Here is a 25173-nt window from a genome sequence, read left to right as displayed (position 1 = left end):
GATCGGCGGTGACGATGATCAATGTATCCCCTCTTCCTTCGGCCCAATCTTTAATCAAACTGATAGTTTTTGAATACTCTTTCATCTCCTCCAGGGCTCTGGGAAGATCATTTGCATGGTATTAAGTATAGTACTTCCTGGGTCTCGGATTTTTTTTATGAGAGAAACTGATACACGGACATCAAGGTTCCAAGGGCAACAAAACCAATGGTTCCAAACCAGAACATCAGAGAAAAACTTTTTTTCATATCTGTGCTCATTTCTTCAAAACGCTGAGCCACCTGCTCAATGCGTTTATCCACCTGTTCAAAACGCTTCTCCATATTCCCGATGAGAATATCAAATTTTTCATTCTGATACCCTTAGGCCTCGACGGAGAAAACCACCAAAGCCCTACCCTTTGGCCTATTTAAATAAACCGCCAAGTCTCTATACGAGACTTGGTATACAGGTATAAAACAGCTTTGATACCCTTAGGCCTCGACGGAGAAAACCACCAAAGCCCTAAATGGGCTTTGGTAGTGCAAAAAACACTTTATTCCTTCGGCCTGTATTAAATAAACCACCGAAGTCCCACTTGGGCTTCTCCCATGTATTACCTCTTATTTTACTTCTGTTTAAACCTGTATACAAGCGAAGAGGCTCGGGTGATTCAAAAATTGAGAATTTTTTATTTTTCATACCGGAACTTGTCAAAAAACAGCACCATTTTTCCTTCCACATCAGGCACAGCCGTGATCTCGGCCACCAGGGCATTCCCTTTCTGGGTGGGGAGAGTGAGAGTCGCCCGGCAGGCTTTCCCGGCGGCAACATGAGGGGAAAGATCCTGTTCGAAGCGGTCGGCATTGACTCCTTTCATGGGAAGCCGGATCTGCTCCTGGTGGAACCAGTCGCTGCTGTCGGCATAAGCGATTTTCAGGAGGGCATAACCCTTGAGTTTGTCACTGTTGTTCCAGCCGCGGACGGCGGAAGGATTAATGGAAGGCCAGCCGTAATGGATGTTCAATTCTGCTTCGCCAGCCGGAGGTGCGGGTTCATCCATGTTTACCGGGGCCGGTATCGGGGCGATTTTCTGCTCCGGTGTTTCGGCAACACTTTCCGGGGTGGGTTTTTGAGTCTCTGCCGGAGTTTCAACCTTCACTTCCGGGGCTGGTGTTACCACGGGGGCTGGAGCCGGTTTTACCACTGGAGCTGGAGCCGCTGTCTGCTTTGGAATGGGAGCAGGAGCCGCTGCCGGAGCCTTGGTTTCAGGTTCTGCCTGAACTACCGGGGCCACTGCCACAACGGGGACTTTGGCTCCGGCGGTGATCAGGATCTGTCTGATTTCAGCCGCATGCTGGGGGTTTCGGGCACAAACAATGAGGGGAGTTTCCCCTTTGGCATTACTGCTGTCGACATAGATGCCTGAAGTCAAAAGAAGACGCACAGTAGCGGGCACACCAGACTCACTCGCCACATGGAGGGCGGTATTCCCCGCCTTATCCGTAGAGAAGACAGAAATTCCAGCAACCAGGAGCTTCCGGCTCATCTCCACATCAGCAGAGCGGGCCGTATAAAACAGGGCATTTTGACCCTTACTATCACTCTGATTCAAATCGGCTCCTGCCAGAATCAACTGAGTAAGAGATTCTTTCTGATTAAATCGGGACGCCAGCAGCCGAGCCGTCATGGACTGTTTGTTTTTAGCGTTTACAGGGACATTTTTATTCAGCATCAGCCTGACCACATCGGGGTGATGAATACCGGCCATAAGGAGGCTGTTACCCTGATCATCTCGAACAGTAGGGGAAAGACCATGGATCAGCAGGAGTTCCAGAACTTCCTGAGCTCCTTTTTCTGCGGCGACAAAGGCAGTTCTGATGCCCTGGGGACTGTTGCCTTCAGGAATGGCTCCATACTCCATCAGAAGTTTGGCAACGGCATCGGGCTTCTCCCCTTTCGATGCCGATTGATACAGAGATTTCATCAGAAGTGACCAGCCCGAGGCATCTTTTACATCCCAGTCGGCCCCTCGTTGCAGGAGCATCCGGACAGCGTCCGTTTTTGATGCCGAGACGGCAGTGAGCAGAAGCGTTTCATTCTTGTCATTCCTGCTTTCCAGGTTGTAGCCCAGGTCCAGCAGGTAGTTCAAGACGTCCACATTTCCCGATGCCGCCGCGGTGAAGGCAATTTTGGAGATAACATCTGAGTTCATATCAATATCTGCTCCCAGACTGATCAGATGCCGGGTCAGGGCACTGAGTTTAGAGGGTCTCTGGGCATCTTTACTCAGGGCTATGGTCAAGGCGGACCAGCCGCCGTTATTGGTCTGATTGAGATCGGCACCCTGGACTAAGAGCATCTTGATCATACTCAGGTTTTCGCTTCCTGCAGCCAGGATCAGGGCTGAGTCTCCGGAAGAGAGAAGAACATTCACCGCGGCCCCTCTGCTGAGGAGCAGCTCCGCCGAGGATTCCTGACGGGCAATGACGGCATAGAGGAAGGCCGTTCGGCCTCGGTCATCTTTCAGACTTATCACTGCATCTCTATCAAGTAAAAAAAGGATGGTCGGATTCTGTCCGTTTTCTGCGGCGTACATGAGAAGAGTAGTCCCGCCTTTTTCGGGAGCATTGATGTCCCCACCGTCATCCAGGTATTCCTGCAAAGCATCCAGGTCTCCCCGGCGGGCGGCTTTAACCTGAGAGCTGGCACAGCCGGAAAATAGGGTCAGCAGAACTATAGAGACGAGTATGAGAGTGGATGTTGGTTTGCGCATGATATCCTCCATGTCTTATTGTAACCCGAATGCCGGGACTGTGCATCCGGGCACATGGAATATTCATGAGCAGGAGTCGCGAAGAGCCGAGATTCCCGGTCAGTCAGAGGAGGAATGGGTGAGATAAGGGGGCACAGGGCTAAACGGACTGAATCAGCAGAGTGACGATCCCCGTCAGAACAGCAAAAAAGGCCCCTGTGAGAAACAGATACAGACGGTTGAATCTTTTATCCATAAACTCAAAACGCCCGTTCATATTCTCATTCACTTCAGTAAAGCGCCTGTCCATAGTTTCATTCACTTCTGCAAAGCGTCTGTTCATATTTTCATTCACTTCTTCAAAGCGTCTGTTCATATTCTCATTCACTTCTGCAAAGCGCTTATCCGACTGGATCATCATCTTTTCCAGATTTTCATTCTGATGCTTGATCCCCTCTTCCACCCGGACCATCCGTTCCATCAGCAGAGGATCATAGGAGCTCTTGTTTTGAGCTGCGTTTTGGGGAAAAGGGAAAACATGTTTCTCTTCCATCCACTCAATGAAGTGATTTTTCACATAATCGACTATTTCCATCTGTTCCGTTTTCACCTGGGCGTCTCCCATAGAGGTTCTCCTTTCACTGTACTCCCTGTATAAAGGGTATTACAAGCCGGAAGGGCCTGATGCTTCAAAGATTATTATGAAATCTTTCATTGTAACTTCAACGGGTCTCATAAGCCCTTTTTGCCAGCACACAGGCCCCCACCAGGTTGGCGTTGAGGTTTTTCTCATCCAGCACGGAGGGGCGGAGGTAACTCATGATGCCCATTTTTCCCAGAACCCTCTGACAGGAAGGACCGAAATAGGGCAGAGCGTAACTGGGTTTGCCCCCCAAAAAGATGGGAAGGTCTTCCCTCAATCCGTCAGCGGCTCCGGTTTTAAGCATGATCTTGGCGGCTTCAGCCAGAATCTTTCCATAGAGCCGGTCCGTATTGATAGCGCTTTCCACTCTCATATTGGAGAGCTTGCTGATGTGCTTTCCCGCAATACTGGGGTCATTGATCTGAGAGAGCTCATGAATATCAAGAAAACGTTCGTAGAAGGTGTCATCTCCCACTAAAGCGCGGAAGAGGCGGCAGCGTCCGGGTCCGGAGAGTATGACTTCTGCCCTGAGGCTGTCCGCACTGCCCCCTGGTCCTAAAAGGACCGTCTCGGAGAGATCCGGGTCTTCCGTGAGGTACTGCTCAAAGAGTTCATAAGACGCCCCGACTTCCAGAAAGAGGAGTCTGAGCCGGTGTTTGGACAGGGGGATGGCATAACCCGGTTCGTTGGTGTAATGAAGAGAGGAATCCTGTCCGTCCCAGTCATGGGCAGAGTGGAGAATCCGGCCGTCTTCACTGACCCAGGCTCCTCCCCAGCCTCCGCCGAAGACCCAGTAAAGGAGCTCCATCCTGAGGACAGACCATTCGGCCAGGGCGCCTGTATTGGCATCGTTGTCGATGGCTACGGGAAGATCAAAGGCTTCTTCCATGGCCTTGCGGATGTTATATCCGTTGTATCGGGCACAGTTGACAAAAAGCTGAAACCCTCCGTCAGAGTTGAGGATTCCCGCCGAGGAGATTCCGATAGACAGGATTTTACCGTTTTCAGGCACGGCTTTTTTGATCCTGTCTGACAGGGTGACGGCAAAATCTTCAAAATTGAGGCTGTAATCCTCAACCCCCAACAGGGTTTCTGAAGCTATTTTTCCATCCAGTGTAAAAAAGGCTATTTTGGCGCCCCGTCCGGCTCCGATGTCCAGGGCGGCGTAGTATTGATCTTGATTCATAGATCTATTATATCCCCGGATGAGGAGATAACACAATTATAGAATCCCTGAGGGCAGGGATTGCAGCGGAAGGGCCCCGGCTTTTCCTGCGGCGGCGACAGAGCAGGATACAAAAAGCCGGATCAGGCCCTCAGAGCGGAAAGCCCGCAGCCCCCCAAATAGACAATTGTCTGTTCTTCCGTTATAATGTTGCCATTCTATTGAAGAAGCTCTGAGGTGATGATGAAAATAAAATACAGAAGCAGACTCCTTGTTCTGCTGATTATAATAATGGCGACCAGCTTCTCCTGTTCCCGCAAGCTGGGGTATGGGGTCGTGCTCTGGTCGGATCAGGATGGTCTGTCCACGGGTTCCCTGATTGAGATTTTAGAGGAGTCAAGAATCCGGAAGAGTTATATCCTCCAGATCAAGGATACCAGGGAGCGTTTTGAGATTCCCCTCTGGCGGGTCCGCTTCTTTGACAAGCACTCGGAGGCAGTGGATTTTGCGGCGGCCTATGAAGAATTCACTCCCGTTTATGCCTTTTCAAACAAGCAGGGTCTGCCTATGAGAGAGAAGCCCGATGCCTCCAGTGAGAGGGTATACAAGCTCCGGGAGAGTCAGGAAATCAAGGTCCTGGGCCGGGGAGATTTGGAAGAAGTGGGCCGGTTTGAGGGCTACTGGTATACCATCCTCACCGATGACGGGGTTTCAGGATATGTTTTTGATGCCCTGTTGACGGTCTACAGCCTGAACGATCAGCAGGAAATGGTGATGCAGAATCAGAAGAAACAGGACGATCCGATGCTGGATATCTTTTTCAGTACAACCTGGCGTCCCGATACCTACCAGGAGATGATCAGCCGGCGCCAGATTGACCTGGCCCTGTTCCGCCCGGAATATGGCCTTTTTGCCGACCTGGATGCCATGACCATCACCCTGAAAACAATGGACAAGGAAATCAGCTCTTCCTTTGATAAAGTGACCCGCATCGGTGCAAACCGCTATGACTTTGCAGGAACCAGCTTCCGCATCACCGTCAACTCGGAAAATTTTATCAGTGTCCAGTACAAATATGACGGCTTGGAACTGAGCCAGGCCTATATCAGGCTTTCAGAAAATGTAGACACCATCATAGCCCGGGAAAAAGAGCGTCGTGCGGCGATGCTCCAGGACTTTATAGACCGGGGTCCTGAGATGTCCAGCCAGGCCTATGGCACGATCCTCTTCGAAAATGCCGGACGCTTTACCTGGATAGACAAGTCCTCACTCATCAGCCAGCAGGTCTTCAGTGTATCCGCAGGAAACAGCGGGTATGTGAGCTTTAGAAACTTCCCCTCCGAGCAGATCAGAAGCCGATACGACGGTGTGATTACCTTTAACTTTGAAAGCGGTGAGACCGCCGACTTCCTCTATACCATGAGGGACACAGGAGCCAGCCTGCTCTATGTGGATGACCGCTATATACAAGACCGAGTGGTGAATAGCGACCAGTTCTTCAGTCCGATTCAGATGTTTTTCACCTTCCCCGACAAGATTTCCGGACTTCCTTTGGATGACAAGGCGGAAGGATTGCCTGAGGCGGCCCTCCCCCTCCAGGATGCGGGCTGATTGCCCTGTACCCCGGGAGGAACCGGGTATTCAAAAAAGCAGTATTTCTTTAAAATAAGGCATCAATCAAACAAATAATCTTTAAAAATAGGGCGGATGCGACTTATGAGCGCCTTTGTACAGTTGAGCGGAATTTCTCTGGCCTTCGGGGACAGGGATATTCTTAAAAATATTAATATGAACCTCTCCCGCTCCTCCCGGGTAGCCCTGGCAGGGGCAAATGGAAGCGGCAAGACAACCTTTATGAAGGTGATCTGCGGGGAAACCGAAGCCGACGGGGGAGACAGATCCCAGAGCCGGAACGTCCGGATCGGTTACCTTCCCCAATCGGGTCTGCGCTTCCGCGACCGGAGCCTCCGGGACGAGGTGGAACAGGCCTACCTTCATATCCGGGAACTGGAAACTGAGAGGGAGGAGCTGGCAGAACGCCTGGCTCACCCCGATCTAAGCGAAAAGGCCATGCAGAACCTGGCGGAAAGGCATCACGATCTTCAGGAACAGATCACCGCCAGCGGCTACTTTGAGAGAGAAGCCATGATCTACCGGGTCCTTCTGGGACTTGGATTCCTGGCAGAAGATCTGGAGCGGGAAACCTCCACATTTTCCGGTGGTTGGCAGATGCGGATCGCCCTGGCCCGGATACTCCTGGAGATGCCGGATATTCTGCTTCTGGATGAACCCACCAACTACCTGGACCTGGAAGCCAGGGACTGGCTGGAAGAATTCCTTCAGAGATTCCCCGGTGGAGTGCTGGTGGTTTCTCATGACCGTTATTTTCTCGATCAGGTGACAAAGGAAACGGCAGAACTCTTTCAGGGAGATCTGAAAATATACAAAGGAAATTATTCGGCCTATGAGACCCGACGGAAGCTGGAGCTGGAACAGCTGGAAGCGGCCTGGAAACTTCAGAAAGAAGAGATTGCCAGACTTGAAGATTTTGTACGGAGATTCCGTTATTCAGCAACCAAGGCGGCCCAGGCACAGAGCCGGGTCAAGATGCTGGAGAAAATGGAAATAATCGAACTCCCCAGCTCCATGCAGAGGATGCACTTTCACTTCCCCCCACCCCCCCATTCGGGACGGAAGGTCATGAGCCTGGAAGGAATAGGAAAAGCCTACGGAGACCATCAGGTTTTAAAGGATGTGAATCTTGAAATCGCCAAGGGAGACCGGCTGAACCTCGCCGGTGTGAATGGTGCGGGAAAGTCCACTCTGATGCGGATTATCAGCGGACATGACAAAGACTTTACAGGAAATCGCCGTCTGGGAAAGGATGTGAAGATCGGCTATTTCTCTCAGGATCAGGAACTGGTTCTGGATCCGAATAAAAGCGTACTGGAGACTCTGGAGGAAGAAGCGCCCATCGAACTGATCCCCAAACACCGGGGCATGCTGGGATCATTCCTTTTCTCGGATGATGATATTTACAAAAAATGTGCCGTTTTAAGCGGTGGAGAAAAGAACCGTCTGGCTCTTTTAAAGCTTCTACTGAAACCGGTGAATCTTCTTGTCATGGATGAACCTACCAACCACCTGGACCTCACGTCAAAAGATGTACTCCTGGATGCTATGAATGGATATGCGGGGACATTGGTCTTTGTCTCTCATGACCGCTATTTTATCGATCAACTGGCGGCGTCGGTGATGGAGCTGAGCCCGGGGAAAGCAGAATACTTTGACGGAGATTACGCCTACTACCGTTGGAAAAAAGACTCTTCCTCGCCTCAAAACGTGACTTCTTCTAAGGATTTGGAGTCATCAGGCTCTCAGGAGGACCAGGGTTCTGCCAAGGTCAACCGGGAAGATGATAAAAAACGCAAATCTGAAATCCGCCGGCTGGAGCGCAGCGAAGCCCAGTTAATGGAAGAGATTGAAAGTTGTGAGGCCGATATTCTAAAGGCTCAGGAAGATCTGGGAAGTCCCGAAGTGTATTCTGATGCAGAGAAGGCGAAGGCCATGAGTCAGAAGATAACTGAGTTGGAAACCAGACAGAGAGAATTGACAAAGGCCTGGGAGCAGGCGGCAGAAGAAATCTCAGCCCTGGGCTGAGATGGTTCGGAAGGTATTCTTTCGGGCCCTATCAATTAAATATCATTGAGAGTTCATTTCCCGGTCTATCAAATTTTGAATAATAAAGTGCTGATTATTCCGTCTCCTAAAAATTTGACCTGTAATACTTTATTAATGAAATGGATGACTCCATTCTGAGCAGCCCAATTATATCTGGATTCCACTGATTTAAATTCTTCTTTTTTATACCGTAATATCCATCTATATGTGTATAATTATCTCATGAGCCCTCCCAGACCCGTAAAAGCTTTGTTATTGATCTTCCTGGCATTCCATTCCTTTTCTCTTTTTTCAGACGAACAGAACCTGGATTCCCGTAATGACAGACCCCAGATACTCCTGCTTCACTCGTATCATCAGGGATACCACTGGACGGAAAACATAACCCGGGGAGTCAGAGAAGTCCTGGGGGAAGAGGCAGTCATTCATGTTGAATTTATGGACAGTAAAAGATACAGCGAAGACGATTATCTCCAGGTTTTCAAGGAACTCATGAGGATTAAATCCGCAAGCATGCAGTATGATCTGATAATCTGTGCCGACGACAATGCGCTGGAATTTATGAAATCCAACCGAGACGATTTTTACGGTCCCATCCCCCTTGTATTCTGCGGTATTAACTTCTTCCAACCCGAATCCCTTGCCGGATTTTACAATGTAACAGGTATCAGTGAAGAAAGTGATTTTTCAAAGAACCTGGACCTGATCAGACAACTCTACCCCAATAGAACTAATCTGGTTTGTATCCTGGATGAAACTGTTACAGGAAAGAGCATCAGGACAAATCTTGATGCTGTTCTTAACGATTATAAAGATGATTTTACCAGTATTGAGGTTTGGTCAGATATATCCATGGCTGATATGCTTCGGGATCTGAATCTTCTGGGAGAAGATTTTGTTGTATTCCTCCTACCCTTCCAGAGGGATAATCTGGGAAAATTCTTCGAGTACGATATCAGCACTCAACTCATATCTCAGGCTGCGGCAGTCCCCGTCTTCGGATCTTGGGATTTTCAATTCTCCCATGGGATTATCGGTGGATACCTCCTTCAAGGCATCGATCAGGGACGGGACGCAGGCCAGCGGGCCTTAAGAATTTTAAAGGGAGAATTGGCAGAGTCCATTCCTATAACAGCAGAAACCTCCCAAAGTCCCATGTTTGATCTTACAAAACTGCTTCAATTCTCGCTGAGCCTTAAATACCTGCCCAAGGGAAGCATCATTATAAATCAACCGGATAATTTCTTTTACCGCTACTCAACGGAAGTAACCATAGTCCTGGTCGTTTTCTCGATTTTACTGCTTCTTGTCATCCAGCTCTTCAGCAATATTCTAAAAAGAAGGAAAAGCGAAGAGGCTCTGAAACAGCTCAATTTGTCTCTCAACAACAGAGTGGACCAGAGAACCCAGGAACTCGAGTATACCAACAGCTCTCTCAAGGAAACTCTGGAAAAACTGCAGGACACACAAAAAGAATTGATCCGGAAAGAACGATTAGCCGCATTGGGATCTCTTGTGTCGGGGGTTGCCCATGAAATAAATACACCTCTGGGGGTGAGCATCACCACATCTTCCAGCATGGAAGATGTGATTCGAAAACTTCAGAAACAGGTCATTGAAGATTCTCTGACAAAGGAGAACATGGATGATTTTATCGCCAGGCTCCATGACGGCAGCCGTCTACTGGGTAAAAACCTTAAAAAGGCTGCCGATTTCATAGAAAATTTCAAAAAACTGTCTTTTGACGAGATGGAAAGCAAATGCCTCAGCTTCGAGTTGAAAGATTATATCCAGGAAATTACCAGAACCCATGCCATCCAGTTCAATAACAAGCATATTAAGGTTCAACTCCTGGGTGAAGAAATCGAGGTCTACTCCTATCCCGACAGCTTTTATTACATCATCAACAATTTACTGATCAACAGCCTGGTCCATGGGTTTGATTCCCCCCGGGAAGACAGTTTAATCAGCATAACTCTCAGTCTCAAGGAAGGAAAAACCGGCATGATCGAGTACAAGGATAATGGAAAGGGCATCCCTGTTTCTATAAGAGAACATATGTTTGAACCCTTTACCACCACCGGCCGGTCAGAGGGCAAAACCGGATTGGGCCTCTACATTGTGTTTAAGACAATCAAGGAGAGACTGGGAGGCGCCATTGAATACATGCCCCCTCCGGAAGATTCCGAAAGCGGGGGCAGCTGTTTCCGGATTTACTTTCCCATCAACATAAGTATGGACAATTGCTGGTGATTCTACTCATAATTAAAGCAGATCATTTATAAATTCCCCTGGAGGCCTGTATGAATTTAAAAATTCTGAAGTTTATTCCCATAGTACTGACCATTCTTCTTATTACCCTGTTTTCCTGTTCCAAAAGTGAAGAAATGACCCTTGAAGAGGCACAGATACGGAAAGCTGAAAACCAGCAGGGACTCCTGGCGGGGACCATCAGAAAACCCGGAGGAGTGGAAGAGTTCGCCATCGGACAATCCGGGGGAACCTGGTATACCACGGTGACCAAGGATCCTAAGACTTTCAACCTTATAGCCGCCGACAGCGATCAGTCAGCCTCTGACATCCTGGGAGGACTGCTTCCCGGTTATCTGGCCGACTACGACCCTTATAAAAAAGAGTGGTTGCCTGAAACGGCGAGTTTTGAAATTGTTGTGCATGAGGAAGAGGACTCTCTGGATGTGATTTTCACACTCCGGGATGACCTGTACTGGTCCTTTTACAATTCGGATAAAAAAGTGAAAATCGGAGCCGACGATGTGGTGTTCTGGTACAATGAAATCGATGGGAATGCAGATTTACAGTTGCCCAGTTACAACGGTCAGTTCCTGACCATGCCCGACGGGTCGGATGCCCGGGTTACCATCGAAAAACTGGATGACAGAACCCTATCCTTTCACTTTCCAAGGATTGTTGCCAACCCGATTCTCAGCTGCAACATGACCTATGGTCCCCGGTTCATCTATGAACCGGCCCTGAGGGAACTGGGGAGCGAAGGGATCAAGGATATCCTGACCATCGATACGGATGTCACAACCCTCCCCTCAGGAGGCGCTCGTTTTCTCACCGAATATACCCCGGGTGTTCGTCTTGTGTATGAAAGGAATCCCGACTACTGGGAAACCGATGAGGAAGGACAGAAAATCCCCTATATCGAAAAATCCATTGCCAAGATCATTCCCGACTTGAACACCAGTTTTCTCCTGTTCAAAAATGGAGAGACAGACAGCTATGGAATACGGGCAGAAGACCTGGAAGAGCTGGTCAATACAGAAGATCCGGACTACACCATCTATGACGGCGGCGCCATCATGGGAGCCGACTTCATCTCTTTCAACCAGAATGCCTCGGGTCTGTCAGAACACATCCTGGGATGGTTCACCAATAAAGAGTTTCGCCAGGCCATGAGTTCTCTCACGAACAGGGAGAGGATGGTCAAACAGATATATAGAGGTCTGGGAGAACCGGCCCTCCATCACTACGCTGCAGCCAATCCCTTTTATGACGAATCCATCAGCAACGTCTACACCTACAATCCGGAGAAGGCTCTGGAGCTGCTGAAGTCGATCGGCATGAACCAGGATGACCAGGGAATCATGCGGGACAGTGAAGGCATTGCCGTCGAATTTGATATTGTCACCAACAGCGACAACAACCTCAGAATCGATTCGGCCAATATATTCTCCGATGAATGCAGCAAGGTGGGCATCAAGGTCAATGTGAGACCCCTCGATTTCCAGAAGTTGGTAGAGATGCTCACATCCACTTATGACTGGCAGGCCATCCTGCTCAGCTTTGGAAGCAACTACTGGCCCACCGGCGGCTCCAATGTCTGGCCATCCGCAGGGAATCTTCACCTCTGGAACCCTCTTCAGGATGAACCGGCCACCTCATGGGAAGCCCGGGTCGATACTCTTTATAATGAAGGTTCCTTTACTCCCGACGAAGAGAAAGCCAAGGTCATCTGGGATGAATTCCAGGCCCTTCTGCTGGAAGAACTGCCTCTGTTCTACCTGGTTCACAGCGAAGGCTTTCTGGCCGTCCGGAACAAGTGGGACAATGTGTATTACGACACACTGGGGGGTCTGGATTCAAGCCGTCTTTTCCTGAAGGAAGCAGAATGAGGGATCTCTACTCCAAGTTGATGCACCTGGTCTTCCGATTTCGGGGAGCCCACCCATTGCTCAGTTTTGTGCTCAACCGCCTGGTCTCAATGATCGTGATTCTCTTTATCCTCGGATTTGCCGTGTTCGCCCTGATGGAGCTGGCTCCGGGTGACATCGTCGACCGTTATGTTCAGAATCAGATGCTGGCCATGGCAGAAGGCGGGGGAGATGGAAAAGGAACAAATGGTCTCTTTTCTGAAGAACAGATAGCCGCCCGCAAAGCCGAACTGGGGTTGGATAAACCCTTTTACGTGCAGTACATGCACTGGCTCAAACAGGTCTTTGTGGATCAGGATCTGGGCAGGTCTATGATCAGCAGGGCACCCATCCTGTTTCTAATCAAGACCAGACTGATCAACTCCATCCTGCTGAACATGATCTCTCTTTTGATGCTGACGGTCATATCTTTTGCCCTGGGGATCTACTTCTCCTCCAAGGTAGGCACAAGAACTGACCTGGCGGCAACCTTCATCGCTCTCTTCCTCCACTCCTTCCCGGGACTGCTCCTGCTGATTCTGCTGCAGCTCTTTGCGGCGGTGTCAGGACTCTTTCCGGTGACAGCCTATCCGGGGTTTCCCTTTGGTGAAAACCCGGGGCGTTTTGTTTTTTCCTATATGCATCACATCACCCTCCCCCTGATCGGAGCCTTTCTGGGGGGAATCGGCGGGACCATGCGCATGATCCGGGCCACCATGCTGGATCAGCTGGGTCAGCCCTATATTACGGCCCTGAGGGCCAGAGGGATTTCGGAAGGACGAGTCTATTTCGCCCATGCCTTCCGGAATACCCTGAATCCTTACATCACCAGCAGTGCCAACCTTCTGGCCGGTCTCTTTTCGGGATCCCTGATCCTGGAGATCATTTTTTCCTACCCCGGCATCGGACGGCTCATGTATGAGGCAGTGCTGCAGGAAGACATCTATCTGGTTCTGACCAACCTGATGTTCACCTCTTTTCTGGTGCTTTTCGGCATGGTTCTGGCAGACATACTCCTGGCGGTTGTAGATCCGCGCATAAGGTACTCAAACAAATGAAAGGATTCCTGAAAGCCCTCAGCTACAGACCCATTACCCTCCTGTCCCTGATAATTCTGATCCTCCTCTATCTGATGATGATCTTTGCCGAATTTATATCACCCTACACACCGGTAACCAGCTTTTCCGAGAAGAGTTTTTATCCTCCCGCCGTCAGCTGGTACAGTCCGGAACTAGGGTTCGGCCCTCAGGTGCAGGCCCGGGCGGTCATCAATGAAATCAACTGGAACTATGCCCGGATCAAGGGAACCAACAAGAGGATTCACTTCTTTGTAAAAGGAAAACCATACAAGCTCTGGGGATTGATTCCCGGAGACCGTCACCTCTACGGTCTGGCCCCGGGAGAGGAAGAACCGGTCTTTCTGATGGGTTCGGATAACCTGGGACGGGATCTGTTTACCCGGATACTCTACGGCAGCCGCATCAGCCTCACCATCGGCTTCATCGGCATTACCATCTCCATGACCCTGGCCATCACATTCGGCGGTCTGGCGGGCTTTTTTGGAGGAAAAATTGACTGGTTCATCATGCGCTTCTCCGAGTTTTTCATACTGATTCCGGGACTCTACCTGATCCTTTTTCTGCGGTCTATTCTCTCCCGCAGCATGACCAGCGGCCAGTCTTTCATGGTAATCACGGTGATCCTCAGTTTCGTGGGCTGGCCGGGGAGTGCCCGTCTGATCAGAGGCATGGTTCATTCCATCAAGCGGGAGGATTATATTGCCAACGCCGTGCTGGAGGGTATACCGACTTTAAATATTATCTTCCGCCAGATCATCCCCCAGATGTCTTCCATCATCATTGTGAGCATCGCCCTGGGGATACCCGGATTCATTCTGGGCGAAACTGTACTGAGTTATCTGGGACTGGGTATCGTCGACCCGGCCGTGAGCTGGGGCAGCCTGATCAACCGTGAAATATCGACTCTGAGTAATCTCAGAAACTTTCCCTGGTTCCTGATTCCCGGTCTCTTCCTCCTTGTCACAACCCTGGCCTTTAACTTTCTGGGAGATCTTCTGCGGGACTATCTTGACCCCTACTATCAGGAAAAGGGGGGTCTGAGATGAACCTCAAAGAGGACAATCTTCTTGAAATCAGAGACCTGAAGGTCAGCTTTCCCCTCAGAAGGGGTCTATTGAAGGCTCTTCGGGGTGTGAGCTACACCATGAAAAAGGGAGAAATACTGGGTTTGGTGGGTGAAAGCGGCAGCGGTAAGAGCGTCAGCGTTCAGGCCCTGATGAGGCTTCTCCCGAATTACACTCAATTAGAGGGAGAAATACTCTTTGAAGGGAGTGATGTGGGGTCTCTGGAGAAGAAAAAGGAACTCCCCCGTTTCCGCGCCGAAAAGGCGGCCATGATTTTCCAGGAGCCCGGACGCTCCTTTGATCCTCTTTACACCATGGAAAAGACCTTTCAGGAGACCCTGACCCTTCATTATCCGGGAGAAAGCGAGGATCAGTTGAGGCAGAGAGCCGTCAGCCTTATGAAGGAAGTACAGATTCCTCAACCTGAAGACAGACTCGGCAGTTTTCCCCATCAGTTTTCGGGAGGACAGCTCCAGAGGGTGATGATTGCCCTGGCCCTGGCTGGAAATCCCCGCCTCCTGATTGCGGACGAACCCACAACGGCCCTGGATGTAACCATTCAGGCTCAGATCATAGAACTTCTCCTCCATCTCCGGGAAAACCGGGGAATGGGGATTATTTTCATCAGTCACGACCTGGATCTGGTGGCCCGGATTGCCGACAGGATCTTCGTGCTCTACGGCGGTCTGGTCATGGAAGAGGCTATGGCCAGGGATCTCCATACCCGGGCCCGCCATCCCTACAGCAGGGGGCTCCTCCATGCCCGTCCCTCCTTTGGAACCCACTACAGCAGGGATACCCTGCATACCATACCCGGAAGCGTACCTGATCCGGTCCGCCCCGAGCCGGGCTGCCCCTTTGCCCCCCGCTGTTCTCATGTACAGGAGGACTGCCTGAAGGAAGTGCCCCCCCTGGTCAGCGAGGCGGAAGGTTCCCAGTACCGCTGTCTCTTCCCCATGGATCCACAGACTGACAAGAGAGGTACCCCATGAGTCCCGCAAAAACAAAACAAGGGCTGCATCTGGAACTCAAGGATCTCAGCATCCGCTTCTCTCTGGAAGCAGGACTCTTTGCACGATACGGACGCTTTGTTTATGCGGTCAACGGTGTGTCTCTTCAACTGAGGCGCGGTGAGACCTATGGCCTGGTGGGTGAATCGGGCTGCGGCAAAACAACTCTGGCCCGGCTGGCAGTGAAGATGTACAAGGCTGATACGGGAGAAATCCTCTTTCATCAGAAAAAGGGAGAACTCCTCAACCTGGATCATTTGAGCAAAAAAGAGTTGCTCCAGTATCGAAGCAGGGTGAAATACGTCTTTCAAGACCCCGCCCGCTCTCTGAATCCCCGGATGAACATCTACAGCATCCTGACTTCCGGGTACAGACAGAGTTCCTACTGGCCCGGTGACAGCGCGGCCAGGGAGGAAGCCGGAGAGATGATGAAAACCGTAGGACTCTCTGCGGAGGACCTGGACCGTCGTCCCGCCGATTTTTCCGGAGGCCAGAGGCAGAGGATTTCCATTGCCCGGGCCCTGATCATGAGGCCCGAACTGCTCATCTGTGATGAGGTTGTGTCTGCCCTGGATGTGTCTATACAGAGTCAGATCCTCAATCTTCTTCTGGAATTGAAAGAAAAATTCAATCTGACCATGCTCTTTATTGCTCATGACCTGACGGTAACCTCCTATTTCTGTGACCGCATCGGGGTCATGTACCGTGGAAAGATTGTGGAAGAGGCATCGGCTGAGGAGTTGACAGAATCCAGACTTCACCCCTATACCAGGCTCCTCTACAACAGCATTCCCAGCAGGATGTCTCCCACCCTGGAACTCAAGGCCTTTGAACCCTTTGATTCCACAAAAGCTCTGGAGGGATGTCCCTTTTATCACCGCTGTCCCGATCGGCAGGAAGTCTGTACAGACTTTCCCGAGCTGGTTGAAATAAAACCGGACCACTGGGCCGCCTGTTTTTTTGCAGGAGACCCGAAGAGTCTCTGAGACCCCAAAACAGGCATGTTGATATAACCCCCTTAAAAGGGTAAAATAACTGGTTATGACTGATACTTCCCAACTGGCCCTGATTGTTCAGGGAGACCACTCTCTTTTACTGGATGTCCACAACCCTGGATTTGATGTTGCCAGGGCTGAAATTTCCCCTTTTGCAGAGCTGATAAAATCTCCCGAACATATACATACATATAGAATGACTCTCCTCTCCCTCTGGAATGCCGCCTCGGCTGGAATTTCCGAAGAGGAGATTGTCGAGAGCCTTAATCGCTTGTCCCGATTTCCCGTACCGGAAAACGTTCTTTATTTTGTGCATTCCACCCTGTCCCGGTATGGGCTGATCAAGGTGGATGCCACAGAGGATGAAGAAGTCCTTTTTTTGAAATCCACAGACATGTCCATCCTCACCGAAATTGCACATCTTAAGAGTCTGAAACGCTACCTCACCCCTGGTGAAGGCGGATTTTTCATGAAACTCATGGACAGGGGCTCGGTCAAGCTGAATCTGATCCGGGCGGGTTTCCCCGTGGAAGATCTGGCTCCTCTGAAGTCGGGTGATCCCTGCCCCATCAATATGCGCAAAACCATGCTCAGCGGGAAGGAACTGGTCATCCGGGACTACCAGGAAGACGCCATCAAGGCCTTTATCGGAAACAATAAACCTGGCACCGGATTCGGAACGGTCGTCGTTCCCTGCGGCGGAGGAAAAACTGTCATAGGCATGTGCGCCATGAGCCGTGTTCAGGCCAAGACTCTTATCCTCACCACCAACATAGCCGCGGTTCACCAATGGAGGCGTGAACTCATTGACAAGACAGATCTGAGAGCGGAAGACATAGGTGAGTACACGGGTGAAAAGAAAGAGATAAAACCTGTAACCATAGGAACTTACCAGATTCTCATCTGGCGAAAGGACAAGGAGAGCGAGTACACCCACTTCTCCCTGTTCCGTAAGGGAAACTGGGGACTCATCATCTACGATGAAGTTCATCTGCTGCCTGCCCCGGTCTTCAGGGTGACAGCCGAAATTCAGGCGGTCCGCCGTTTAGGACTGACCGCCACCCTGGTCAGAGAAGACGGCGCCGAAGAAGACGTTTTTTCACTGGTGGGACCCAAGCGTTACGACGTACCCTGGAAGGAACTGGAAGCCGGAGGCTGGATTGCCACCGCCTGGTGCCATGAAGTCCGGCTGGACCTTCCGGATGATCTGAAAACCAGTTACGCCGTGGCGGACAAACGTCTGAAATTCAGAATTGCCGCCGAGAATCCTCATAAATCCCATCTGGTCCTGGACCTGATCGAAAAGCATCCCGATGATGCCATCATGATCATCGGGCAGTATGTGAAACAGCTGCAGGAAATGGCCCGGATTTTGAAGGCTCCCTTGATTACCGGAAAGACGCCCAATGCCCTTCGGGAGGAAATTTACGATGACTTTAGAACGGGAAAATCCCGAATCATCGTGGTTTCCAAGGTGGCCAACTTTGCGATTGACCTGCCGGATGCCTCTGTGGCCATCCAGATTTCCGGGACCTTCGGTTCCCGTCAGGAAGAGGCTCAGAGACTGGGTCGGATTTTAAGACCCAAAGAAAAGGACTCCTGGTTTTACTCCCTGGTGACCAGGTACACAGTGGAAGAGCAATATGCTGCCAACCGACAGCAGTTTTTAACCGAACAGGGATACAAGTATACCATCAGCCTGGGTATGGAGGATCTGTGAAAATAGACGAAAACAGAAAAGCCTGGAATGGCCTGATGCGGGATCTTCCTGAGAGTGTGTTTATGGAAGTCATGAACAACTATCTGGGAGGAGTGGCAACTCCCTACAATAAAACTGACCTTCTGAATACTCTGGCCGCCCGTCTGGGCAGACCGGAGAATGAAAAGAAGCAGATCAGCATGATAAGAAGGGAGGATATACTGATCCTCTCGGCGATTCAGTGGTTCAGCTGCCCGGATGTCTTCTTTCTCAAGGAGTTTTTCTCGGCCCGTATCACTCCCTTCGAAGTACAGAGCCGCATCACCAGCCTGGAGGAGAGACTGCTGGTATTCAGCAGTCTGGGAGCCAACGGAATCTGTCTTTGCTGTTCACCCCTCCTTCCCGAGTCCATACATAACCAGCTCAGCCCGCAGCAGCTCTATGACCTGCACCCGTCCCTGCCTCCTGAAACAGGAACCCTTCCCCTCCTCAATGGTTCCTTCCTGATCTGCTTCCTCTCCCTGATTCACAGGGAAAAACAGATCGGCAACAATGACGGCTCCCTGAAAAAGAAGTTCCTCCAGCGTCTGTCACAGCTCTATCCGGTGGATTTTTTCAGTGCAGGAGAGTCAGAGGAACTCCATCTGATCCTGAATACTCTGAAATCTCTCAAGCTCTTATCCATTCAGGGAGGAAACTGGTCCCTGAAAATCGAGAATCTGAAACAATTCTCCTCCCTGGACAGGAGGAATCAGCTCCTGACACTGTGGGGCCAGCTCATCAGCGCCGACAGAGGGAGCCCTGAAAAAGGAAGAATCCTGACAGAATCTCTGATCAGCCATCTTCCCGCCAACAGAGGCATTGAAAAAGAGGATCTGGTAGGCCTCATCTCCATTCTGGGAGATCCCATATTCCAGGGACCTCTTCCATTACCGGTCAATGCACTGATCAAGCGCTTTGAAATTTTCCATATTCTGGTGCGTAAAGGTGAGTGTTATTACCTCCACCCCATGGTTCCCCGGCTCATCGTCAACCCGTCACCGGCTCCCATAGGGACGGTCTTCTTCCATGCCACCTTTGATGTCAATCTGACTCCCGAGACCCCCTTCAGTCTGCTTTTGACTCTCTCTCTCACCCCGGAACGTTATGATGCCTTTGCCCAGCTGAAGATGACCGACCAATCTTTTGCCTCCTTCCTCAAAGCTGGTCTGAATCTCAATAATCTGGAAGAAGAACTGGAAGGACGATTCTCTCTTCAGCTGACCCAGAATGTTCATTTTTCGATGAAAGACTGGGAAAAAGAGTATAACAGCTGCCGCCTCTGGGACGGACTTGTACTGGAAATGGATGAGACCCATAGTCAGGTATTAGAACAAAGCGGTCTTCTCAAACCCTTTATACTGAAAATACTGGCCCCTGGTGTCTTTCTCATGGGTCGGGAAAACAGAAACGAATGGGAAGAAGTGCTGGAACAGCTGGGGATTAGAACCGTCCCTCATGTCAGGGGAAAGCAAAAGGCCCCTCCTGTTGTACCGGATTTTTTCATACCCGCAGAGACAGGAGTGATTGAATTCAATCCATACCTGTCGGAAGAACCATCCCCTGCATCCGAAGAAGTACCCCGTCATATGGAGGGCCTCTACAAAAAACTGAGATCCATGACAGACATCAGTGCCGAAGATAAACCGGAACTGGAAGACCGGATTCGCCGGGGTGTCATCTTTATGGAAGAACAGCTGGATAAGGGGATGATCAAAGGGGGTATTCGGAAGGTGAAAGGACTGGATTACCAGGGGAAACTCCGGATGATCCAATCCGTCATGGGAAATAGGGCGTGGATGCTGGAAGTCAACCTTCCGGAAGGCGATTTTGATATCATAACCCACCGTGTGATTCCCTTAAAACTGGAAAATCACAAGGAGTCGGAAGCCCAGCTGATCGGGACAGAACTCCCTGACAAGCCCTTTCAGTGTCCTGTCAGGAAAATCAGTCAGATCAGCAAGGTCAGGCTCTCCCTGTTCTAATCTATTTAAAAGAATATGCCGAGACTAGCCTGTTGAAATTACACTCTTCAGGATCGGTTTCCGCACCGCCAGGACCTCATCCAGCCGGGAAACCAACTCGGTATGGGGCGCCTCGTGAAGGAGTTGGGGATCTTCCCGGCTCTCTCTCACAATTTCCCTGAGTACTTTTGCAAAAGCATCCAGAATTTCCAGACTCTCTGTTTCGGTTGGTTCAATCATCAGCGCCTCGGGAACAATCAGGGGGAAATACACAGTAGGCGGATGAAAACCGTAATCGATGAGCCTCTTGGCCAGATCCATGGTGTGCACTCCTCCGGGAAGATTATCCCCGGATGTAACAAACTCATGCATACAGCTTCTATCATACCAGGGGGGGAGGATATCCTTCACAAGAGTCATCAGGTAGTTGGCGCCGAGGACAGCATTTTCAGAGACATCCCGGAGGCCGTTTCCTCCCTGTGACAGCAGATAGGTGTAGGCCCTGACCAGAACACCATAGTTTCCGTAGAAGGTCTTGAGCCTTCCGATGGATTCCTTGGGCTGAAGGAGAGTAAAACCGGGGCCTTCTGAATTTTCAGCGGCCACGGGACCGGGAAGAAAATCTCTGAGAATCTTAGAGGCTCCCACCGGACCTGCCCCGGGCCCTCCTCCCCCGTGGGGTGTGCTGAAGGTCTTATGCAGGTTAAAGTGCATCACATCAAAACCGAGCTCTCCCGGCTTGACCACGCCCATGATGGCGTTCAGGTTGGCCCCGTCGCCGTAGACCAGTCCGCCGCAGGCGTGAACCGTCCGTATGACCTCCAGAATCTGTTCCTCAAAGAGTCCCAGGGTATTGGGATTGGTGATCATGATCCCGGCGATACTCTGGTCGCAGAGTTTTTTCAATTGAGCCAGGTCAATGTTTCCCCGGTCATCCGACGGCAGTTCCAGGGCTGTGAATCCGGCCATGGCCACAGAAGCGGGATTCGTTCCATGAGCCGAATCGGGGATAAGGAAGCGGGTTCGCCCCGTATCCCCCCGGGAGGCGTGATATTTCTTGATCATCAGAACCCCGGCCAGTTCTCCCTGAGCTCCGGCGGCAGGCTGAAGGCTGACCGAATCAAAGCCGGAGAGTTCTCCCAGACCTTCCTGAAGACGGAACATCAGCTCCAGGTTTCCCTGGATCTTATCCTCCGGGGCGTAGGGATGAGAGGAGGCAAAACCGGCAAACCGGGCGGTCTGTTCATTCAATCGCGGGTTGTACTTCATGGTACAGGAACCCAGAGGATAAAAACGGGTATCGATGCTGTAGTTGAGGGTAGACAGCCTGGTGTAGTGGCGTATCAAATCCAGTTCGCTGATTTCAGGAAGATCCGCGGCCACTGTTCTTCTCAAAGACAGGGGCAGATCGGCGGGGGGGACATCGGAAGAAGGAACCAGAACGGCCCGTCTTCCCGGGGAACTCAATTCCCAGAGGGAACTTACTTTATTCTGTATCATCTGGATACCTCCCCCAGGGCAGCGGCAAGGCTGTCAATATCGTCTTTGCTATTCATTTCGGTCACACAAACCAGGAGATCATTTTCAGGAAAGCCGTCGAAGCGGTCCAGAGCCAGTCCGGGAAAGATGCCCTTCTTCTGGAGTTCATCGGCAATCTCCCGGGCGGGGCGGGGACAGGTCAGTACGAATTCACGGAAGAAGGGTCCCTCGGTTTTCACCTTGAATCCCTCCAGACTTCCCAGAACAGAGGCCGCATAGACGCCCTTGTTATAAATAAGCTGGGCCGTCTCCCGGATGCCCTGTTTTCCCAGGGCGGCCATATAGACCGCGGCGGCCAGGGCCAGGAGGCCCTGGTTTGAGCAGATATTACTGGTGGCTTTTTCACGGCGGATATGCTGTTCTCTGGCAGAAAAAGTCAGAACGCAGCCGGCTCTGCCGCTGGCATCCATGGTTTGACCCACCACACGGCCCGGCATTTTCCGGATCAACGCCTTAGTGGTGGCAAAGAGTCCCAGGGTGGGTCCGCCGAAGCTCATGGGGATTCCCAGAGGCTGCCCTTCCCCGGTCACTATATCGGCACCGCAGGCTCCGGGAGATTCCAGAATCCCGCAGGCCAGGGGGTCGGCATGAACGATGAAGAGGGCCCCCGCCTCATGAGTTCTGTTGCCGAGACTCTTCAGATCTTTGATTTCTCCTGTAAAGCCGGGATAAGCCGTGATAAAACAGGCAGCATCTTCCCCGGGAGGCCCCTCTTTGAGCAGAGCATCCGTGCCGGTCAGATAGGTTTGCAGAACCTCCTTATATTCCGGATGAATCCCTTCATCCAGATAAATGGTATTCCTTCCCGGCTTACAACGCCGGGCCATCAAGGCTGCCTCAGCCATGGAGGCCGCTCCGTCATAATGGGAGGCATTCACAACATCCATTCCGTAGAGCTCGGCGACCATGGTCTGAAATTCAAAGACGGCCTGGAGGGTTCCCTGGGAAACCTCGGGCTGATAGGGGGTGTAGGCGCTGAAGAACTCCCCCCGGGAGAGAACGGCATCTACAACGGAGGGAATAAAATGCCTGTACAAACCTCCCCCCAGAAACCAGAGGCCCTCTTCACTGGCATGATTCTTCCTGGCCAGAGAAGACAGCTTCTCCTTCACATCCATTTCAGACAGGCCGTCGGGAATTTTCAGTTCAGGATAACGATAGGCCTCGGGAATATCCGTGAAAAGATCTTTCACAGTGGACAGCCCCAGGGTTTCCAGCATTGTCCGCCGGTCATCGGCGGTATGGGGAATATAACTCATCTTCCAACCTCGATCAATTTTACTAGAGTTAAAGCCACCTCCTACGGGAGTGGTATCGGTTTTGGGCTTTGCCTCAAGGCATTTTCCTTGATGTTTTGTGGCTTTGGCAACACTGTAAGCCCCTTTCAGGGGCGCTGCTTACCAAACTACATGCTCCGCATGTAGTTGTTGATTTTTCCCGGCGGTGTAATACCCGGGGATATGAAAAGGAGGGCTACTCGTCCTGACCTTTCAAATAGACCTGATACTCATCTTCACTCATTAAGGCGGCAAAACTTTCGTCATCCGATCTGATTTTACAGATCCATCCGTCCTCCAGGGGAGATGAATTGACCAGTTCGGGTTCATCTTCCAGTGCAGTATTGACTTCAGCCACTTCTCCGTTCAAGGGGGAGTAGAGATCATTCGCCGCCTTGACTGATTCAATCACGCCGAAGGGAGCATTCTGTTCTACTTCTGCCCCGGTTTCGGGGAGCTCGACAAAGACGACATCACCAATCTTATCCTGCGCATATTCACTGAGACCGCAGACATAAAGATCTCCCTCTTTACCCGCCCACTCATGGGTTTTGGCATACCTGATTTCCATCATTGACTCCTTTCATAAATACCCCCTCGGGGGATCAGTTTTCATATAGTATAGTTCCGGCGTTCCTGAATGTCAGCGGTAAACAGGACGATAAAGGGGCCGCTTTTCGACCAGCCCCTTTTTTAAGCGTCCTCACAGGGAAACCTGAATTTCCGTACCGGCTTTTGAATAGGCCAGGGGAACAAAGGCATTGGCACAGTACTTATCCACCGTAGGGGCGTAGAGACCGCTCACCACCTGGCCGATGACTTCGCCTTCTGAGGAAAGCACATCATACCCCTCCCGGGGAACACCCTTATCAACCAGAGACAGAGTAATCAGCTTCTTTTCCACACCCTTCTCCAGGAGAGCCGTAACGGCCTCTTTCCCGATGAAATCTCCCTCCATATGGCAGGCCCATTTCAACAGGGCCTGAGGGGGCAGAATGGTTTCATTCAATTCATGACCGTAGAGGGGAAATCCCGGTTCAAAACGGAGGCTGTCACGGCAGGCAAGACCACAGGGGCTGATTTCACAATGAGGACTGAAGTTTTTCAGAATGATTTTCCACAGAGCCAGGGCCTGTTCATTGGCAACAAAGATCTCAACTCCGTCTTCTCCCGTATACCCCGTTCGGCCGGCCAGAAAGGGAATATTCTCCAGGATGAATTCCCTGACTCCAAATCTTTCCCAGTTATTCTGCAGTGATAAACCGGTCAGTGTCTCCAGAACCGGGATCACCCTGGGCCCCTGGAGGGCGAATAAAGAGCTCTCAGGAGATTCATCAGTCAGGATGATATCGTATCCGTCCTTATGTTTTTCAAGCCATTGCCAGTCTTTTTCAAGATTGGATGCATTGACCACAAGAAGGTAATTTTCGGCGGCAATATGGTAGAGAAAAACATCATCGATGATGCCTCCCTGTGGATTTAAAAGGAGTCCATACCCCGAAAGTCCAATGGGAAGGCTTTTTACATCACTGCTGATCAGATGATTCAGAAAGTCAGCACTCCCGGAACCTTTGATCCTGAAGCGGCCCATATGACTCACATCAAAGAGACCGGCACTCCGGCGGACAATCCGGTGTTCTTCTGTTGCACCGGAAGCGTAAAATAAGGGCATGTCCCATCCGGCGTATTCCACCATCCGGGCATCCTGGTCTCTGTGAAAGGAATTGATAGCAGTCTTCAACATGTCTGACCCCTTGTGTTATCAACAATATATATATCATTTTTTTACGGTTACACCATTATTTTACTTCTATATTCATCTATATATCAATAGACAATTTATTTTTTCATAATTTCTTTCATCTGTAAAAGACTTGAAATCTCAATCAGGAATGAAGATTCTACTCCCCCGGGAGAGTGACAGACCTGAGGATTTAGGCTAGAATGGATACTGATTTCAACGAACAGGATAAACAATGGCAACAGTGACTCAGTTCGATATAAAAAAGAAAACAAAACCTCAGGTCAAAGAAAAAGAAACCAGAGAATTTTCAAAAGTGGATATCAGCCTGATGATCGCCACCGGAGTGGTCGCCTTTGGAGGAATTCTTTTTTGTAACCTTATGG

General features: G+C 50.7%; 18 protein-coding genes. 10 read left to right on the top strand and 8 right to left on the bottom strand.

Translation table 11 applies throughout. The features are described 5' to 3' along the window. Positions 1 to 155: 155 nt before the first annotated feature. The 4 genes from PF479_RS11920 to PF479_RS11905 all read right to left on the bottom strand — a co-directional run bounded on the left by PF479_RS11920 (position 156) and on the right by PF479_RS11905 (position 4563). Positions 156 to 323, bottom strand: coding sequence for a hypothetical protein (locus PF479_RS11920; RefSeq protein ID WP_298006768.1), 168 nt, complete (start codon positions 321 to 323; stop codon positions 156 to 158). A 347-nt stretch (positions 324 to 670) separates the two neighbouring features. Then, positions 671 to 2755 carry an ankyrin repeat domain-containing protein gene (locus PF479_RS11915; protein ID WP_298006766.1) on the bottom strand — a complete coding sequence of 695 codons (2085 nt, stop codon included), beginning with the start codon at positions 2753 to 2755 and terminating at the stop codon, positions 671 to 673. A gap of 139 nt (positions 2756 to 2894) precedes the next feature. Continuing rightward, a complete protein-coding gene (locus tag PF479_RS11910) occupies positions 2895 to 3359 on the bottom strand; it encodes a hypothetical protein (protein ID WP_298006764.1) in 465 nt (154 codons plus the stop codon). 97 nt (positions 3360 to 3456) lie between these two features. Beyond that, entirely contained in the window at positions 3457 to 4563 is a 1107-nt protein-coding gene (locus PF479_RS11905; protein ID WP_298006762.1) for an ROK family protein, read from the bottom strand. Between the two features lie 219 nt (positions 4564 to 4782). Here PF479_RS11905 and PF479_RS11900 point away from each other — a divergent pair, with 219 nt between their 5' ends. The 10 genes from PF479_RS11900 to PF479_RS11855 all read left to right on the top strand — a co-directional run bounded on the left by PF479_RS11900 (position 4783) and on the right by PF479_RS11855 (position 20251). Beyond that, positions 4783 to 6153: an SH3 domain-containing protein gene (locus tag PF479_RS11900; RefSeq protein WP_298006760.1), complete on the top strand. Its 1371-nt coding sequence runs from the start codon at positions 4783 to 4785 to the stop codon at positions 6151 to 6153. Positions 6154 to 6258: 105 nt separating this feature from the next. Then, positions 6259 to 8202 carry an ABC-F family ATP-binding cassette domain-containing protein gene (locus PF479_RS11895; RefSeq protein ID WP_298006758.1) on the top strand — a complete coding sequence of 648 codons (1944 nt, stop codon included), beginning with the start codon at positions 6259 to 6261 and terminating at the stop codon, positions 8200 to 8202. A 243-nt stretch (positions 8203 to 8445) separates the two neighbouring features. Continuing rightward, positions 8446 to 10476: a sensor histidine kinase gene (locus PF479_RS11890; protein WP_298006755.1), complete on the top strand. Its 2031-nt coding sequence runs from the start codon at positions 8446 to 8448 to the stop codon at positions 10474 to 10476. A 50-nt stretch (positions 10477 to 10526) separates the two neighbouring features. Then, the gene (locus PF479_RS11885; protein WP_298006754.1) at positions 10527 to 12362 is read left to right on the top strand and encodes an ABC transporter substrate-binding protein; all 1836 of its coding nucleotides are present in this window, start codon (positions 10527 to 10529) and stop codon (positions 12360 to 12362) included. Then, a complete protein-coding gene (locus tag PF479_RS11880; RefSeq protein ID WP_298006752.1) occupies positions 12359 to 13438 on the top strand; it encodes an ABC transporter permease in 1080 nt (359 codons plus the stop codon). The genes PF479_RS11885 and PF479_RS11880 overlap by 4 nt, the downstream gene beginning before the upstream one ends. After that, positions 13435 to 14505 carry an ABC transporter permease gene (locus PF479_RS11875; RefSeq protein ID WP_298006751.1) on the top strand — a complete coding sequence of 357 codons (1071 nt, stop codon included), beginning with the start codon at positions 13435 to 13437 and terminating at the stop codon, positions 14503 to 14505. The genes PF479_RS11880 and PF479_RS11875 overlap by 4 nt, the downstream gene beginning before the upstream one ends. Further along, positions 14502 to 15515 (top strand): ABC transporter ATP-binding protein, encoded by a 1014-nt coding sequence (locus PF479_RS11870; RefSeq protein WP_298006748.1) that lies wholly within the window; start codon positions 14502 to 14504, stop codon positions 15513 to 15515. The genes PF479_RS11875 and PF479_RS11870 overlap by 4 nt, the downstream gene beginning before the upstream one ends. Further along, positions 15512 to 16519, top strand: a complete 1008-nt coding sequence (locus PF479_RS11865; protein WP_298006746.1) for an ABC transporter ATP-binding protein — start codon at positions 15512 to 15514, stop codon at positions 16517 to 16519. Before PF479_RS11870 ends, PF479_RS11865 begins: the two co-directional genes overlap by 4 nt. A gap of 55 nt (positions 16520 to 16574) precedes the next feature. Continuing rightward, positions 16575 to 18248: a DNA repair helicase XPB gene (locus PF479_RS11860; RefSeq protein WP_298006744.1), complete on the top strand. Its 1674-nt coding sequence runs from the start codon at positions 16575 to 16577 to the stop codon at positions 18246 to 18248. Continuing rightward, positions 18245 to 20251, top strand: a complete 2007-nt coding sequence (locus tag PF479_RS11855; RefSeq protein WP_298006742.1) for a hypothetical protein — start codon at positions 18245 to 18247, stop codon at positions 20249 to 20251. Before PF479_RS11860 ends, PF479_RS11855 begins: the two co-directional genes overlap by 4 nt. A gap of 24 nt (positions 20252 to 20275) precedes the next feature. Here PF479_RS11855 and gcvPB read toward each other — a convergent pair whose 3' ends face one another. The 4 genes from gcvPB to gcvT all read right to left on the bottom strand — a co-directional run bounded on the left by gcvPB (position 20276) and on the right by gcvT (position 24790). Next, the gene (gene gcvPB / locus PF479_RS11850) at positions 20276 to 21730 is read right to left on the bottom strand and encodes an aminomethyl-transferring glycine dehydrogenase subunit GcvPB (RefSeq protein ID WP_298006740.1); all 1455 of its coding nucleotides are present in this window, start codon (positions 21728 to 21730) and stop codon (positions 20276 to 20278) included. Continuing rightward, a complete protein-coding gene (gcvPA, locus tag PF479_RS11845; RefSeq protein ID WP_298006738.1) occupies positions 21727 to 23028 on the bottom strand; it encodes an aminomethyl-transferring glycine dehydrogenase subunit GcvPA in 1302 nt (433 codons plus the stop codon). Before gcvPA ends, gcvPB begins: the two co-directional genes overlap by 4 nt. Positions 23029 to 23242: 214 nt before the next feature. Next, positions 23243 to 23620, bottom strand: coding sequence for a glycine cleavage system protein GcvH (gene gcvH / locus PF479_RS11840; RefSeq protein ID WP_298006735.1), 378 nt, complete (start codon positions 23618 to 23620; stop codon positions 23243 to 23245). 129 nt (positions 23621 to 23749) lie between these two features. Then, the gene (gene gcvT / locus PF479_RS11835; RefSeq protein WP_298006733.1) at positions 23750 to 24790 is read right to left on the bottom strand and encodes a glycine cleavage system aminomethyltransferase GcvT; all 1041 of its coding nucleotides are present in this window, start codon (positions 24788 to 24790) and stop codon (positions 23750 to 23752) included. Positions 24791 to 25173 lie beyond the last annotated feature (383 nt).

The organism is Oceanispirochaeta sp. (assembly GCF_027859075.1).
In the GTDB taxonomy this organism is placed as follows: Bacteria; Spirochaetota; Spirochaetia; order DSM-2461; family DSM-2461; genus Oceanispirochaeta.
The sequence above is the reverse complement of the archived record's forward strand: the minus strand, read 5'-3'. Positions and strand labels throughout refer to the sequence as shown.